General features: G+C 36.3%; 18 protein-coding genes. 6 read left to right on the top strand and 12 right to left on the bottom strand.

Translation table 11 applies throughout. From position 1 onward, the window contains the following. Positions 1-5: 5 nt before the first annotated feature. From gpmI to GMD78_RS12505, 12 genes are all read right to left on the bottom strand, one after another. Complete coding sequence (gene gpmI, locus GMD78_RS12555) at positions 6-1,544, bottom strand: 2,3-bisphosphoglycerate-independent phosphoglycerate mutase (protein ID WP_155669164.1); 1,539 nt, start codon at positions 1,542-1,544, stop codon at positions 6-8. Next, complete coding sequence (tpiA, locus tag GMD78_RS12550; protein ID WP_155669163.1) at positions 1,541-2,299, bottom strand: triose-phosphate isomerase; 759 nt, start codon at positions 2,297-2,299, stop codon at positions 1,541-1,543. Before tpiA ends, gpmI begins: the two co-directional genes overlap by 4 nt. Positions 2,300-2,314: 15 nt before the next feature. Beyond that, the gene (locus GMD78_RS12545) at positions 2,315-3,496 is read right to left on the bottom strand and encodes a phosphoglycerate kinase (protein ID WP_155669162.1); all 1,182 of its coding nucleotides are present in this window, start codon (positions 3,494-3,496) and stop codon (positions 2,315-2,317) included. Between the two features lie 416 nt (positions 3,497-3,912). Next, positions 3,913-4,920 carry a type I glyceraldehyde-3-phosphate dehydrogenase gene (gap, locus tag GMD78_RS12540; RefSeq protein WP_155669161.1) on the bottom strand — a complete coding sequence of 336 codons (1,008 nt, stop codon included), beginning with the start codon at positions 4,918-4,920 and terminating at the stop codon, positions 3,913-3,915. Between the two features lie 41 nt (positions 4,921-4,961). Continuing rightward, complete coding sequence (locus GMD78_RS12535; RefSeq protein WP_155669160.1) at positions 4,962-5,990, bottom strand: sugar-binding transcriptional regulator; 1,029 nt, start codon at positions 5,988-5,990, stop codon at positions 4,962-4,964. A 168-nt stretch (positions 5,991-6,158) separates the two neighbouring features. Beyond that, positions 6,159-6,413 carry a glutaredoxin family protein gene (locus GMD78_RS12530; RefSeq protein WP_155669159.1) on the bottom strand — a complete coding sequence of 85 codons (255 nt, stop codon included), beginning with the start codon at positions 6,411-6,413 and terminating at the stop codon, positions 6,159-6,161. Positions 6,414-6,427: 14 nt separating this feature from the next. Beyond that, positions 6,428-7,708, bottom strand: coding sequence for an RNA polymerase factor sigma-54 (gene rpoN / locus GMD78_RS12525; protein ID WP_155669158.1), 1,281 nt, complete (start codon positions 7,706-7,708; stop codon positions 6,428-6,430). A gap of 262 nt (positions 7,709-7,970) precedes the next feature. Then, positions 7,971-8,360, bottom strand: a complete 390-nt coding sequence (locus tag GMD78_RS12520; protein ID WP_343042296.1) for an RNA-guided endonuclease TnpB family protein — start codon at positions 8,358-8,360, stop codon at positions 7,971-7,973. Positions 8,361-8,379: 19 nt separating this feature from the next. Beyond that, positions 8,380-8,970 carry a hypothetical protein gene (locus GMD78_RS12515; RefSeq protein WP_155669156.1) on the bottom strand — a complete coding sequence of 197 codons (591 nt, stop codon included), beginning with the start codon at positions 8,968-8,970 and terminating at the stop codon, positions 8,380-8,382. Positions 8,971-9,009: 39 nt separating this feature from the next. Beyond that, positions 9,010-9,144 carry a hypothetical protein gene (locus GMD78_RS21755; protein ID WP_281349707.1) on the bottom strand — a complete coding sequence of 45 codons (135 nt, stop codon included), beginning with the start codon at positions 9,142-9,144 and terminating at the stop codon, positions 9,010-9,012. A 186-nt stretch (positions 9,145-9,330) separates the two neighbouring features. Beyond that, entirely contained in the window at positions 9,331-9,750 is a 420-nt protein-coding gene (locus GMD78_RS12510; protein ID WP_155669155.1) for a hypothetical protein, read from the bottom strand. Positions 9,751-10,093: 343 nt separating this feature from the next. Then, positions 10,094-10,315, bottom strand: coding sequence for a hypothetical protein (locus tag GMD78_RS12505; RefSeq protein ID WP_155669154.1), 222 nt, complete (start codon positions 10,313-10,315; stop codon positions 10,094-10,096). 286 nt (positions 10,316-10,601) lie between these two features. Here GMD78_RS12505 and GMD78_RS12500 point away from each other — a divergent pair, with 286 nt between their 5' ends. The 6 genes from GMD78_RS12500 (at position 10,602) to GMD78_RS12480 (ending at position 14,894) form a co-directional block, all read left to right on the top strand. Next, positions 10,602-10,802, top strand: coding sequence for a helix-turn-helix domain-containing protein (locus GMD78_RS12500; RefSeq protein ID WP_155669153.1), 201 nt, complete (start codon positions 10,602-10,604; stop codon positions 10,800-10,802). Positions 10,803-10,980: 178 nt separating this feature from the next. Beyond that, positions 10,981-11,769 carry a ParM/StbA family protein gene (locus tag GMD78_RS12495; protein ID WP_155669152.1) on the top strand — a complete coding sequence of 263 codons (789 nt, stop codon included), beginning with the start codon at positions 10,981-10,983 and terminating at the stop codon, positions 11,767-11,769. Beyond that, entirely contained in the window at positions 11,762-11,986 is a 225-nt protein-coding gene (locus GMD78_RS12490) for a hypothetical protein (protein ID WP_155669151.1), read from the top strand. The genes GMD78_RS12495 and GMD78_RS12490 overlap by 8 nt, the downstream gene beginning before the upstream one ends. A gap of 131 nt (positions 11,987-12,117) precedes the next feature. Further along, positions 12,118-12,543 (top strand): hypothetical protein, encoded by a 426-nt coding sequence (locus tag GMD78_RS12485; RefSeq protein ID WP_155669150.1) that lies wholly within the window; start codon positions 12,118-12,120, stop codon positions 12,541-12,543. Beyond that, a complete protein-coding gene (locus GMD78_RS21750) occupies positions 12,540-12,674 on the top strand; it encodes a hypothetical protein (RefSeq protein ID WP_281349706.1) in 135 nt (44 codons plus the stop codon). The genes GMD78_RS12485 and GMD78_RS21750 overlap by 4 nt, the downstream gene beginning before the upstream one ends. Next, positions 12,675-14,894 (top strand): ATP-binding protein, encoded by a 2,220-nt coding sequence (locus GMD78_RS12480; RefSeq protein WP_155669149.1) that lies wholly within the window; start codon positions 12,675-12,677, stop codon positions 14,892-14,894. The last annotated feature ends 20 nt before the right edge of the window (positions 14,895-14,914 follow it).

Below are 14,914 nucleotides of genomic sequence, written 5' to 3'. Positions count from 1 at the left end.
TATAATTATTTTTGAATTAATGATTTTCCTGTCATTTCTTTCGGCTGTTCTACACCTAATAAGTCAAGTAATGTTGGAGATAGGTCAGCTAAAATTCCACCATCACGTAGTTCAATACCGTCTTTCGTAACAATTACTGGTACTGGGTTTGTTGTATGTGCTGTCATTGGATTTCCTTCAGGTGTTATTACTTCATCTGAATTCCCATGGTCAGCAGTGATAATTGCTGTTCCGCCTAGCTCTATAATTTTATCAACAATTTTTCCTAGACATTCATCCACTGCCTCAATGGCATCTATGGTAGGTTGAAGCATACCTGAGTGTCCAACCATATCTGGATTAGCAAAGTTCAATATAATTGCATTATGTTCTCCAGAATCAAGTTCAGTTAGTAAGGCATCTGTTACCTCATAAGCACTCATTTCTGGTTTTAAATCATATGTTGCAACCTTTGGCGAATCAATTAATACACGTTTTTCACCAGGGAACTCTTTTTCGCGACCTCCACTCATGAAAAACGTCACGTGTGGATATTTTTCTGTTTCAGCAATACGCAATTGCTTCATATTGTTTTGAGCCAGCACTTCACCTATAGTGTTATCTAGATTTACTGGCTCATACGCCACATATCCATCCACTGATTCACTAAAATTAGTGAGCATAACAAAATCTAAATCCTTTGGTGGATTTTCTCCACGATCAAAGTCACGAAAGTCTTCATTTGCAAAGGTACGGGAAATTTGGATTGCACGGTCGGGTCGGAAATTATAGAAAATAATGGAATCCCCATCTTCTACTTTTCCAACTGGTTCTCCACTTTCGTCTGTAACGACTGATGGGATGACGAATTCATCATAGATTTCATTTTCATAAGACTCATCTACAACTTCCAATGCACTACGATATGCTGGTCCTTCACCATAAACCATCGCATCATAGGCTTTCTTCACACGATCCCAACGTTTATCTCGGTCCATAGAGTAATAACGTCCAGAAACAGTTGCTATTTTTCCAAGTCCCAGTTCTTTCATCTTTTCTTCTGTTTGTTCAATGTATGTTTTGGCAGTCTTAGGACCTACATCACGACCATCTAAAAATGCATGAACATATACTTCATTAAGATTTTGATCTTTAGCTAATTTTAATAAAGCAAATAAGTGGCTGATGTGACTATGAACACCACCATCTGAAAGCAATCCGAAGATGTGGAGTGCCTTTCCTTTTTCCTTTGCTTTTGCTATCGATTTGACAAAGGCTTCTTTTTCAAAGAACTCGCCTTCTTCAATGGATAAGTTAACACGAGTCAAGCTTTGGTATACGATACGTCCAGCTCCAATATTTAAGTGTCCAACCTCTGAATTACCCATTTGTCCTTCAGGTAGTCCGACAGCATTTCCACTTGCGCTTAATTGGTTATGAGCGTATTTTTCCCAATAGCGATCGAAGTTCGGTTTCTTTGCTTGTTTTACCGCATTACCCATCGTTTCATCGCGAATTGCGAATCCATCAAGAATGATTAATGCAGCTAATTTGTTTTCACTCATTTTACTCCAGCCTCCACAAGCTGTAAAAAGGATTCTGCTTCAAGGCTTGCTCCACCAACTAATGCACCATCAATATCTGATTGCGCAAGTAATTCATCCACATTAGTAGGTTTTACACTTCCACCATATTGAATAACAACTTTTTCAGCAACCGCTTCGGATGTAATCTCTTTGACCACGTTGCGGATATGTGAACAAACTTCATTTGCATCTTCACTTGATGCTGTTTTTCCAGTGCCGATTGCCCAAACTGGCTCATACGCAATGATGGTTTGTGTAATTTGATCATCTGAAAGACCATCTAAAGCTCGTTTTACTTGGCTCTCTACTAGACCTTTTGTTTCATTAGCTTCACGTTGTTCAAGCGTTTCACCAACACAAACAATTGGTGTCAAATCATGCTTAAAAGCAGCGTGTGCTTTTTTATTTACCGTTTCGTCTGTTTCAGCAAAATATTCACGACGCTCTGAATGTCCTAAAACAACATGGGTTACACCAAGATCTTTAAGCATCACAGGGCTTACTTCACCTGTGAAAGCTCCATTATCTTCAAAGTGCATGTTTTGAGCACTAACTTTTAGACTTGTTCCTTTTGTTTTTTCAACTAGTGTAGCTAAAAATGGAAATGGCGCACAAACAATTGCTTCGACATTGTCACTATTCGGTACTTTACCTGCAACATCGTCAACAAATTGATTTGCTTCGGATAGAACTTTATTCATTTTCCAATTTCCAGCAATTACTTTTTTCCGCATCGTATCACCTCTTAGTTATTTATCATTTAATGCTTCTACACCTGGAAGAGCTTTTCCTTCCATAAACTCTAATGATGCTCCACCACCAGTAGAAACATGGTCCATGTCCTCAGCAAAACCAAATTTTTCAACAGCTGCAGCAGAATCACCGCCACCGATTACCGTATAGCCCTCTGTATTTGCTAGAGCTTCTGCTACTTCTCTAGTACCACCAGCAAATGCATTAATTTCAAACACACCCATAGGTCCATTCCAAATTACTAGTTTTGAGTCTGCTACAATTTGACGGTACTTTTCACGAGTTTTCGGACCAATATCTAACGCTTCCCAATCAGCAGGAATTTGATCGATGTCAACAACTTTTGTGTTAGCATCTTCAGAAAAATCATCGGCAATCACAACATCTACTGGAAGAACAAAGTTAACACCTTTTTCTTCTGCCTTTTTAATAAAGTCATTAGCTAAGTCAATTTTATCCTCTTCTAATAGAGATTTACCAATTTCATGACCTTGTGCTTTAATGAAGGTATAAGCTAGTCCTCCACCAATAATTAGATTGTCGACTTTATCAAGTAGATTATCGATGACATTGATTTTATCCTTAACCTTCGCTCCACCAATAATAGCCGTAAACGGACGATCAGGATTTTCTAATGCTTTTCCTAGTACTTCAATTTCTTTTTCCATTAAATACCCTGCAGCTGCTGGAAGCTTTTCAGCAACACCTGTTGTTGAAGCATGGGCACGGTGTGCTGCACCGAAAGCATCATTCACATAAAAGTCAGCCATATCAGCAAAAGCTTGAGCAAGCTCTGGATCATTTTTTGTTTCACCTGCTTCGAAACGAACATTCTCTATTAAAAGAATGTCTCCTTCAGAAAGCTGGGAAATTGCCTCGTTTACTTCACTTCCATAAACAGCATCCGTTTTAACGACGCTTTTACCAATCAAATCACTTAAACGTTTTGCAACTGGATCAAGACGAAGCTCTTCAACTACCTCACCTTTCGGACGTCCAAGGTGACTTGCTAGAATCACAATTGCACCCTGATTAGATAAATATTCAATCGTCGGCAAAGCTGCTTTAATTCTTGTATCGTCTGTTACCTCACCATTTTTCATTGGTACATTGAAATCTACACGACAAAAAACTTTCTTACCTTTTACATTCAGGTCCTGCAGCGTTTTTTTATTCATTCGGATTCCCTCCCAATAGTATGTAAAATATGTCACTTAGAGTTCCCAAATTATTCCTCGCTACTCATTATATATAAAGTCGTTCTACAATCAAAGACTTTGATAAATATAGTAGAGTCCGTAAACTTAATGAAAGACATTTTGGCTATTTTGGGCTTCTGATCGGTCTTCACAATGCTTATCATGGACAATTTCGTCTATCTCGAGTGCGAATTGTCCTTCATTGCTCTTATCATGGACAATTTTGGCTTTTCGGCCTCAATTTGTCCTTCACAGCTCTTATCATGGACATGTTTGCTTCTTTTTAGCTTCAATACCTAATCAAGGACTTAACAATAGTCGCATCCTATATTATATAATGAAGTAACAAGAGAAAAGGAGGAGGAAAATCCCCTCCTCCTAAATGATTCCTTATTTTATAGTCCTTGTTTAGCCATGTATGCAGCTAAGTCTACACAACGAGTTGAGTAACCCATTTCGTTATCATACCAAGAAACAACTTTAACCATGTTATCTTCCATTACCATTGTAGAAAGGCCATCAAGAATAGAAGAATGAGGGTTTCCAACAATGTCTCTAGATACTAGTGGAGCTTCGCTATACTCTAGTACACCTTTAAGTTCACCTTCAGCAGCAGATTTAAATGCTCCATTTACATCTTCAACAGAAACATTCTTGTCTAATTCAACAACTAAGTCTACTAAAGAACCATCTGGAACTGGTACACGTGCAGCCATACCATTCAACTTACCTTCTAGCTCAGGTAATACTAGAGAAACTGCTTTTGCAGCACCAGTAGTTGTTGGGATAATGTTTTCAGCCGCAGCACGAGCACGACGATAATCTTTATGTGGTAAGTCAAGAATTTGTTGGTCATTTGTATATGCATGGATTGTAGTCATTAATCCGCGCTTAATTCCAAAGTTATCGTTAAGTACTTTAGCAAATGGTGCTAAGCAGTTTGTCGTACAAGATGCATTAGAAACAATATGATGCTCACTTGCATTATACTGATCGTGGTTTACACCCATTACTACAGTAATATCTTCATTTTTGGCAGGTGCTGAAATAATAACTTTTTTCGCTCCAGCATCAATATGCTTTTGAGAAGATTCACGATCAACAAAGCGACCTGTAGATTCAATAACAACTTCTACTCCAAGGTCACCCCATCCTAAGTTAGCAGGGTCACGTTCTGCCATAACTTTAATTTCTTTACCGCCTACTACAATATTATTGCCGTTTACAGTAACTTCCTCTTCTAAAACTCCATGAACAGAATCATATTTTAACAAGTGTGCAAGCATGTTAGCATCTGTTAAATCATTAACAGCTACAACTTCTACCTCATTATTTTTAAGTGCCTGACGAAATACATTACGTCCAATACGGCCAAATCCATTAATACCTACTTTTACAGCCATGTTTATTCCTCCTAATAATTAATTTAATTAAAAAATATATATTAAAGGGATGATTCCCTTAATAGCTGTTTTGCTGCGGCTTCATCTGTAATCAATACATCTGTTTTACCTTGCTTGAAATAAGATGCAATTGCTTGTCCTTTAGATGTTCCACCGGCAATGGTAATCACATGGTTAATATTTACCAAATCTTCTAATTGAATACCAACTGTGCGGACTTTATGAACAATATTCCCATTTTCGTCAAAATAATAACCAAACGCTTCACTAACTGCCTTACTGGCTTTTAGTTCATTTAATAGACTCTCCGAAGTCTTCCTTCTTTCAGCCATCTTAAGTGCATCACCTATTCCATGCATCACTACATTCGCACTTTTGATTTGCTGTAATGTCTCATTAACAGAGGGTTCATTAATAATAGTTTGGTATGTACTTTCACTTAATGGATCAGGCACATATAACAAGCGATATTCACCATTTGTTTTTCTAGCCATTTCCGAAACAATTGTATTTGCTTGGTTTTCTACCTTTTCACCTATTCCACCACGAGCTGGTACAAACAAATAACTACTTTCTTTATCAAGTGGGGTCATTACATCTGCCACTGCTGCCATTGTTGTTCCACCGGTAACAGCAATCGCAAAATCTGGTTTAACAATTTTCTTCAAATAACCAACACATGCTTTACCCATTTCTTGCTTTACCCAATCTTGTTCATCACTATCTCCAGGAACAATAATCACCTTTGTCAGGTTTAACTTATCCTTAATCTGTTTTTCTAGCGCACTTATTCCCATAATTTCGCTCATAAAATCTGCTAATTGATCAAGTAATAGCTTACCCTCTTTTGTAATGTGCATTCCCTTGGAAGTAATGTGAATGAGGCCTTGTTTATGTAAAAAATCAATCTCACCTCGAACAATACGCTCGGTTAAATTCGTATGTTCTGCAAGTCCTCGTCTTCCTATTGGTTGAAAAAGTTCCACACTGTGTAAGACAGAATATCGTTGTTGCATAATTTCCAACAAGTCTGGGTAAAGTTTCTGTTGTAAGTCTATTAACGTTCTCATGAAAAGAAACTCCATTTCCTTAGTTGGTCTTTTACAGTCCCATGCGGTGTTATTATGTCCCACTCATAATAAAAAAATACGTAATAAAAATTATCTTTTTTACTACAACTTCATTATAACATAACAAAATAAATTAACAATTAAAATGAACTCGTTTAATTGACGGATTTATGAAAGACGTGAACTATACTTTTTCAACGCTGATTCTAAAGCTTCTATACTCATCTCTTCACAATCGATTCCAATATCCTGAATTTGCACAAATGGGATGAGCAATTGATACTCTTCCAACCATTCATCATTTGTATAAATATCACGTTCCTCGATTTCAAAATTATAATCATACTGAAGCATCAAAAGCAATGCCTTTGCATCATCACATAGGGAGCAATTCTCTTTTGTATAATAGATGACTTTTAACATAACGTTTTCCTCCATTATTTTCTTTTTATAGATGACGGTATTCCCAATTGTTCACGGTATTTCATAACGGTTCGACGTGCAATTTGAATTCCAAACTCATCTCGTAATCTCATTCTAATTGCTTCATCAGATAAAGGTTTCAACTTCTCTTCATGCTCAATTAGCTCATGGATCAATTTTTTAACTACAAATGCTGCGATCGGTTTTCCACTCTGCTGCTTAATACCTGGTTGAAGAAAGAACTTTAATGGAATGATTCCATACTGTGTTTGTACGTACTTACTACGGATTGCTCGACTAACAGTTGACACATGAACATGTAGTTCATTTGCCAGTTCTTGTAAGGTTAGTGGCTGCAGCATATAATAACCGCGTTCAAAAAAAGCAGCCTGTTTTTCTACGATTTTTTTTATCACTTGTTCAATCGTATTGACTCGATATGATAACACTTGATGTAACCAATCAATTTGATTATTCTTTTCTTTTAGATATGCTTCCCCTTCTTTACCAAGATCACGTAGTTGTTTGTACGATTCACTAACACGAATAGTTGGATTACTCCATTTATAGAAGGAAATTTTCCATTCCCCATTCTCTTTTTTAATTGAGGCTTCTGGAATAATATATTCTGGTTCTTTTTCCACAAGTAATTGACCTGGCTTTGGGTGACAAGCTTGAATAGCATGGATCGTTTGAAGAGCCTCTTCTTCAGTTATACCATAATATTCTGTAATAGCAGAAACATCTTCTTCAGCTACCCAAACTAAATGGTTTTCCAATAAATCTTCCATATGTAATTGATAGCTTTTCATATTTTTTAATTGTAACAAAATACACTCAGAAAGCGTACGCGCTCCAATTCCAGCTGGTTCCAGTGATTGAATAAACGTTAATGCCTTTTCTACTTGTTTAATAGAAGCATCACATTTTTCGGACCATTCTTCCATACCAATCTCTAAATATCCCGTTTCATCAAGAGAATCGATCCCAAAAAGTACAACTGGTTTTAACTGTGCAGGCAATTTTAGCGTATATAATTGTTCTTTTAATTGGTCATAAAAAGAAAGCTTCCGCTCATTCAATTCTTCAAATGGGATTGGGTCAGAATGGACGTTTTTATACCGAGTTAATTCATAGTCAAAATTAACTTCTTCGATCAGGGGGTTGTCCTTAGATATTTCCTGGATATAATCTAATAGCTCAACACTAGAAAATTGAAGCAAATGAATGGCCTGAATAAGAGATTTACTCATTTTTTGTTGTAAAATCTGTTCGTGGACAATCTTTTGCCTCATGTAAACACCTCGTTAGAATAGTGGGTCATTATAATTATACGGAAATAAAATTTGAACTACAATTGACATCCTCCCCCACCTAAAATCCGAACGGATTTTTGAGGAAGGGGATTCCAATAGACCAAAAGACTATTGGGTGGTTACCGTTACCTCAGCTCAGTCCCGTTTTTCATTTATGCAAATTAAGGGTAGAGCGTCATTAGCTAGGTGTACAGCGCAGTCAGGCGCCTTACAGAAAACATTAGGTTTCCTGCAACGACTGTTAAGTCGCAGTTATTGCTTTTTCTTCGTTAGATGATCTTGTGGAAATGACAAAGCTGGCATTAACGTCAGCGTTTTTCTTATACCCACAAGAGCATGTATACAGCGAACCTCGACGGTTCTTTTTAACTACGTTACCGCAGTTTGAACATTCTTGGCTAGTTTTGAACGGATTTACTTTAACCACTTCTAGCTCGGCTAGTTGTGCTTTGTAAGTAAGTTTTTCTTCCAAGTCAAAAAAAGCCCAAGAGTTAATATTTCGGTCGCTACGTTTCCAAAGCTTTTTCATAGAGCGGATACTCTTCAAATCTTCGATTTTAATAATAGAGGCTCCTTGTTTTTGGGCGAAGCGTACAATTTCTTTTGAAATCACATGATTCCAGTAGTGAATGATGCGCTGTTCTTTGTTTTCAAGACGTTTTAAAGCCTATTTTATTTTTCATAAAAATTCTTCTCAAACGAGAGTATTTTCTACGTATATGTCCAATGTGTTTTCCAGAGAAGTGTATATATTTACCGGTTTCTTTATCTCCGGCAACCGCAATGTATTTAAGCCCACGGTCCACGCCAACTTCTTTTTCTTCTGAAGAAACTTCGTTCTTTAATTCAAATGTAATAGTGAACGAAAAATACCATTTTCCATTCTTGAAAAACAGTTGTCCGTTTCCTTTTTTAGGCTTAGAAATATTCTCGTAGGAGGGTAGATAGTATTTTGAAGCCTTATCCATATATCCATTCAATAGATAGTTTACCCAAAAAAGATTATAATCGTTCACCTTCAACGGAACATATTTATCAACCGTAAGGTTACCTTCTTCTAGAGTTGGGATTCCTACCTTTAAGTACCCATTGTCAAAACGAAATCTCCAGTTTTGATTATTGAATGGAATAGCAATTCTCTTCCGAAACTTTGGAAAACCTTTGATTTTCTTGTTTTTATTCCAATCTTGATACCTTGAAATAGCTAGTTTTCTTGCTTCTTGAATTAATGTGGTAGGCAATCTAGTATGGCTTATTTTAACATCGATTTCAGAAGCTTTTCATTTCGGAGTTTCTTTTTTTATGTTAATCGCCAAGTTACAAGATTCGGAAAAACGATGTTGCATTGTTTCATACATTTCTTGTTTAATATTTGTTGGTTCAAACAATGGCATTTTGATTGATAGTGTTGGCATATTGAATTCACCCCCTCATTGTTAGTTATATTTTACCAAACAGAACACCCGTTTGTCTTGATTTTAGATTTTAATTTATAAAATAGGCGATTCATCTCCCACCTAAACACTGTCGCGTTTTGAGGAAGGAGTCTTCTCGCCCAAGTTCGATAAAAAAAGAGCTAACTATTAGCCCCTGTTCAATACCTAATTATATATCTCTTTGTAGGCAATTACTTTCAGTGCGGTTATTTCTTCTGCCGTTAATTTCTCTTCCACTTCTTGAAGGAGCTCTTCTTTAGTGATTTGCCCTTGTTGAACCTTAGATTGTATGTCTTGAAGACCTGATATACCTATCTTTTTCACTAATACTCTAGTTGCTTGTTCTTTTGAAGTAAATGGTAGTGTACTTTCATCTACTGATTCAGCATCCTTTAAAAAAGCTGTTAACTCTGGATCATTTTCAATGATTTGTTTAATGTTTTCTAATTCGCCACTATTCTCTAATTCGGCTGACAAAGCATCCATTAGTTTTTCCGATGCTATATTTGTTCCGAAATAATAAACCCCATAACCTAAAATAGCCAAAACAATTATGGTGATAAATACAAATTTAAGAAACCTCATATTTCATTCCTCCCCTTACATTATTAATATACAACAAATCATGGAGGACTGGTAAGGATAATGCAACAAAAAGAGTCTGTCATGATTTGACCTTTATGACGATCTCTTTTCGATAAAAAAGCAAGGGCTGAAGATCGACTTCTACCCCTTGCTTTTATTGACTTTATGGTACGCGCCCAGAGGGATTTGAACCCCCGGCAAACCTGGTACCGGAAACCAAACAGACCAATTTCACCACTTTCTAACCCTTATTAACTAGTTATTTTTACAGACATCGATCTTCTTTTTTGGTAATCTGTTTCAGTTTATCCAATCCGATTCGTTTGCAATATTGTTAGCATTATTATATTAGTATTTTATTAAATTTATTTGTATTACGTTTACAATTTGGACAAGGAATTAAATTTTTCGTCCCAGCAATAAACATATCTTCACCCTTGCATAGATCACAATCTTGATCATTAACTTTCACTCTGATTGTTTTCTTATTGCTTTTTTCATTTTTAGGAATTTCCGTTGTTTCTTTTACACTTTTCACAGAAATATTTAATCCTACGATTTGCATATGAACCCCCTTCTTAAAAATATCAATTAGTTTATTAAAAGAATATCCCAAAATTACACCTGTTATCAATCCAATCACATAATAATACATTGAATCATCCTTTTTATATTTTTATGCATATTTTCATTAGTTCGCGCATATGCTGTAGCGTAGCGCAGGCGAGCGTTACAGCTTTATAGCCTATCTCTACCCTTCGACACGAAGGGCTGTTTTATGTCAAAAGTAGTGCTTTTTCATTGAAGGATTAACGGCTCACTGCAAAGAATTTATTTGTGAGGTGTTAATCGTGAAAAATAATTTGGAAGCTATATTAAAAGAACAAGGTCGCATGAAAGGGTGGCTTGCACAAAAAGCTAACGTTAGGCCAAATACAATTACTGAATTAATTAAAGGTGCTGAACCAAAACTAAAAACAGCTTATAGAATCGCTAAACCCTTAGGGAAAAGTGTATACGATATATGGCCTGATGTTGAAGAAGAGTCTTGAGAAGGCTCTTCTTTATTTTTTTATAAAAAATATCGGTATAACAGTAATATTTCCTAGTTAGAGGAATAATATACTACAAACAGCAATTTAGGAAATAGTTCATAACTAGTTCACAAAACAGCAATGAATATAGAATTTTCACAAATAGTTCCTAATTATTTTATAAAGGGGTGGTTCAATGCAAGTTATTGGAGTAGATCCTGGGAGATTCAAAACAAAAATTTGGTATGCTGGTGGTCATTTCGAATTCTATTCTAGTCTAGGCGAATATCGAGAATCGGAATTTGATGACGAGAAAGGAGATGATGATTTAATCATCGAATATAACGGAATGAAATTCAGTGGAGGAACACTTGCTATACGCGAAAGTGAGTATGGAGGACCGATGATGACTGACAGTAAGTTACATGATGACACACTTATTTTGATTCTAGTTGCATTGCATAAGGCATTCAAATCATGTGAAGTAGGTTTAGTGACAGGATTACCGGTTGCTGACCATAAAAGAGATAAGATATTATTATCCTCTATGTTAACAGGGTACCATGAGATTACTGTCAACGGTGTAACAAAATGGTTTAGAATTTACGCATCAGTAGCTCCAGAAGGTTCCTGTTTCTTCAAATATGCTGATAAAGGAACAGTCAGAGGCCTTCAAGTAGGCAGCAGAACCGTTAACGCTATTACTTTTAAAGATGGTCAAAAAATAGGGAAAGAATCAGATACATTTGATTTCGGTACCGAATCAGGGAAAAACAGAGATTCATCAGCAATTGCTAGAGCAACAATAGCAAACACTGGATCTCTTAAGTGGAAAAAAGACGATTTGCTTTTTCTTTGTGGCGGTGGATCGACTAAAGTATATAACCACATTAAAAGATATTATCGTAATGCCAACATGGTTTTGAATCCAGTTTTTTCAGATTCGGAAGCTTTTTATTACATTGCGAGGGAAATCTATGGGTAAATATATTCGACGAAATGCGGTATTCAATGAAAACAGCGAACGTGACATGAAGATTTGGAAGTGGGCATCTGATAAAACTGGTAACTTCAAAGAACAAAATTTCGCGGCTTTTATTAGAGATAAACTGGAATGGTGTATGAACAACGAAAGTAAAACCTTTTCTGAGGTTGAACAACATGAACAACCCCAGAAAAATGGTTGGTCTAGTTTGGTTTAGAGTGGTAACTGTGAAAAAGTAATAAGTGCTGCACCTACACCTATAAGTACCCATGGTAACATGTTATCACCTCTTTCTATGGTTATTATTAACGGTTGAACAATAAAATATTCACCAAGGAGTGAAAATTTATGATCATTAAATTGAATGGCAAGTATTGGTTTGATACGAATGAAGAACAACAAGAAATGGTATTTGTTCAAAAATCTAATAAGCTAAAGCAGTTTGCGATAGCTTTGTGGACTTCTACAGGTGTATTATTCGCTCAAACAGTTAGAGCTGAAAGTTTTTATGAAAATATGCGCCCACTCGAATATACTTTTCAAGACATCGCATTAGGATTAGGAATACTATCTGCACTTGCAGGATTCATCCTTCTAGGGATAAAGAAACGCTGGGGAGTAACTACACTAAAAACCACTGCTCTTGTTGTTGGCGGAGTGTTCTTGGTACCCAGTATATTAATGCTAATCGCTATTGTCGGAACAATGCTTAATGAAGCGCTAACAGATGCATTCCAAAACGTCCGAGATATGAAGGACGTGATGGGAGAATGAAATTTTTTATAGGATTAATTACAGGATTTATAGGCGGGTGCTTCTATGCTCTTTACCAAACTGTAGAAGCTCCAGAAGGAAAGATAGTTGGGTTAATGGAAAGTATTAAAGCTGTTTTGGGAGTGTTTTAGATGGAAATGGCATGGGAAGGTAATACGCTTAGGATTCATTTTCTAGACACACAGCCTTATAAAGAAACTGTTCAACCAACGGTTAACGCAGATATAGTCGCTAAGGTGAACGATGAAGAAGTACCGTTGCGATTAATTAAATCTCAATATAAACCAGATCCTTTTAAAACTTTCCAAATCATCCCGCACAGAAACGTTAAGAATGATAGAGTAGATCAATTTGCTGACATTATGGCCGATTCTTATGCTGAAATGTTTGAGCGTTGGAATAGTGGCAAAATTTATGCGCCTGAAAGAATATTTTTTGAAACAAACATATCAAGTAAATCCTATCAAACATACATCACTACCAACACAGATATGTACGACATTATCAAACAGCAATCTCAATTAACTTGGAAAGACGTTACTCTTCAAGATGTTAAGCAAAACGTAAAGCGCAAGCCCAAAACAGAAGATATCCTAGCATTCAATATTAAGCTAAAACACCCTTTCTTTATGTCTCTAAAAACCGATAGGACCATGCAACAAATCCCTTTGGAAGAATTATTAGAGATGTCTCGATTCATGAAAGAAGGTGATCATGCATTTATTCAATTTGGCATTCAAGCTGCTGAACAACAATGGTATAAGGACGCTGATAAGAAGAAAGAAGAATTTGATAATAAACCCCCTAAATGTTGGAAAAATAAAGAGTTTAGTAGATCAACAGAATTAAAACCTAGTCATCTAGGATTTGATTTTGTTCTTAGGTTGATAGTTCAATCGAAAGACGAAAGAAGGAAAAGACAGATCGCTAGAGGGATCCTCTTAGCGTTGAAACAACTGAACCAGGATAATGAATTAAAAGAGAAGCAAATTAAACCTCATAAAGTTAAAAAATTTTTAGATGACATAGAACGCCATCATATCCCGGTACCTTTTATATTTGGGAAAAGACAGATCATAACCCCGCCAGAAATATCCCATTTTATTAAACTACCACAAAGAGCCTTACAAGATGAGTACCCTATCATTGAGACTGTGACAGGTCGTGAAACAGACATTCCAGATATACTCAAAAAAGGAGGAATTCCCTTTGGTAAAGCAATCTTCAAAGGTAAAAAGGTACCAATATATATGCCTGTTAATAATTACGATGAACTATGTTTGCCTCGTGCCGTAATCGGTGGTATGGGATCTGGAAAAACTAAAGGATTCGGAGCGAACTGGATTGTTGAATCCATCAATAACGGATTTGGTGCATTAGCTATTGATCCTGCAAAAGGGGAAATTGGGGATGAAGTTCAATCCGCACTTCCTAATGACCAGGTTGAAAGGATTCGATTAGGTGAGACCCCAATATCTTTAGATTGGTGTGAAGTGAAACATTCATCTAGAGCAAAGAATCGTTTGGCGAACACTATAATTGGATTTTTTAATACTTCTACAGACGAAACAGGTGCACAAACCTCTAGATACATTCGAGCTGCAGTTATGGCAATGCAAACTGGTAAACTATCTGAAATCATACGTATTTTTGAAGATGAAGAATACAGAAAGAATGTACTGGAGAAAATGCGAGATGGCATCCACAAATTATCGCTTGCTGATTTCTCGGAAATGAGTGCTGGAAAAAGAGCACAGATTATTGCTCCTATCCTAAACAGACTTGATACAATATTAGGAGATGAGTATTTATCAGAATGCATGGAATCTGATGAATCAGTTGATATGGTGAATCTAATGAGCCAACGTAAAGCGTTTATTATTGATGTGCCTAAATCAGAATTAGGACCTGAAGCTGTAGACCTTATTGTAAACCTCTTAAGCACTAAAATAGACTTAGCTATGACTTTAAGAGAAGAAAAAAATCAGTTCCCATTTTTTGTTGTATTCGACGAACCACACCAGTTCCTAAAATCGGCTAAAACATGGAAATCTGCAGCAGTTGAAAGTCGTAAATGGCGTGTTGGTTATGTGTGGATGTTTCATTCTTGGGAACAAATACCGCGAGACTTAGCCGAAATAATTAAGTCAGCAGGACCCCATTATCATTTATACTCATGTAGTAAGAAGACGTTTAGTGATCTATCTGAGGAAATATCTCCGCTAACTATTGACGATGGATTAAAGCTAAAAAAGTACCATGCAATTAATGTTATACGAGCTGGTAGCAATGGACTAATCAAACCTGTAATTGCAAAAATGTCTCCTCCCCCAGGTATGGCCCAAACATAAGATTGTACTCAAATGAATAT

This window comes from Ornithinibacillus caprae (assembly GCF_009728145.1).
Lineage (GTDB): Bacteria > Bacillota > Bacilli > Bacillales > Amphibacillaceae > Ornithinibacillus > Ornithinibacillus caprae.
The sequence above is the reverse complement of the archived record's forward strand: the minus strand, read 5'-3'. Positions and strand labels throughout refer to the sequence as shown.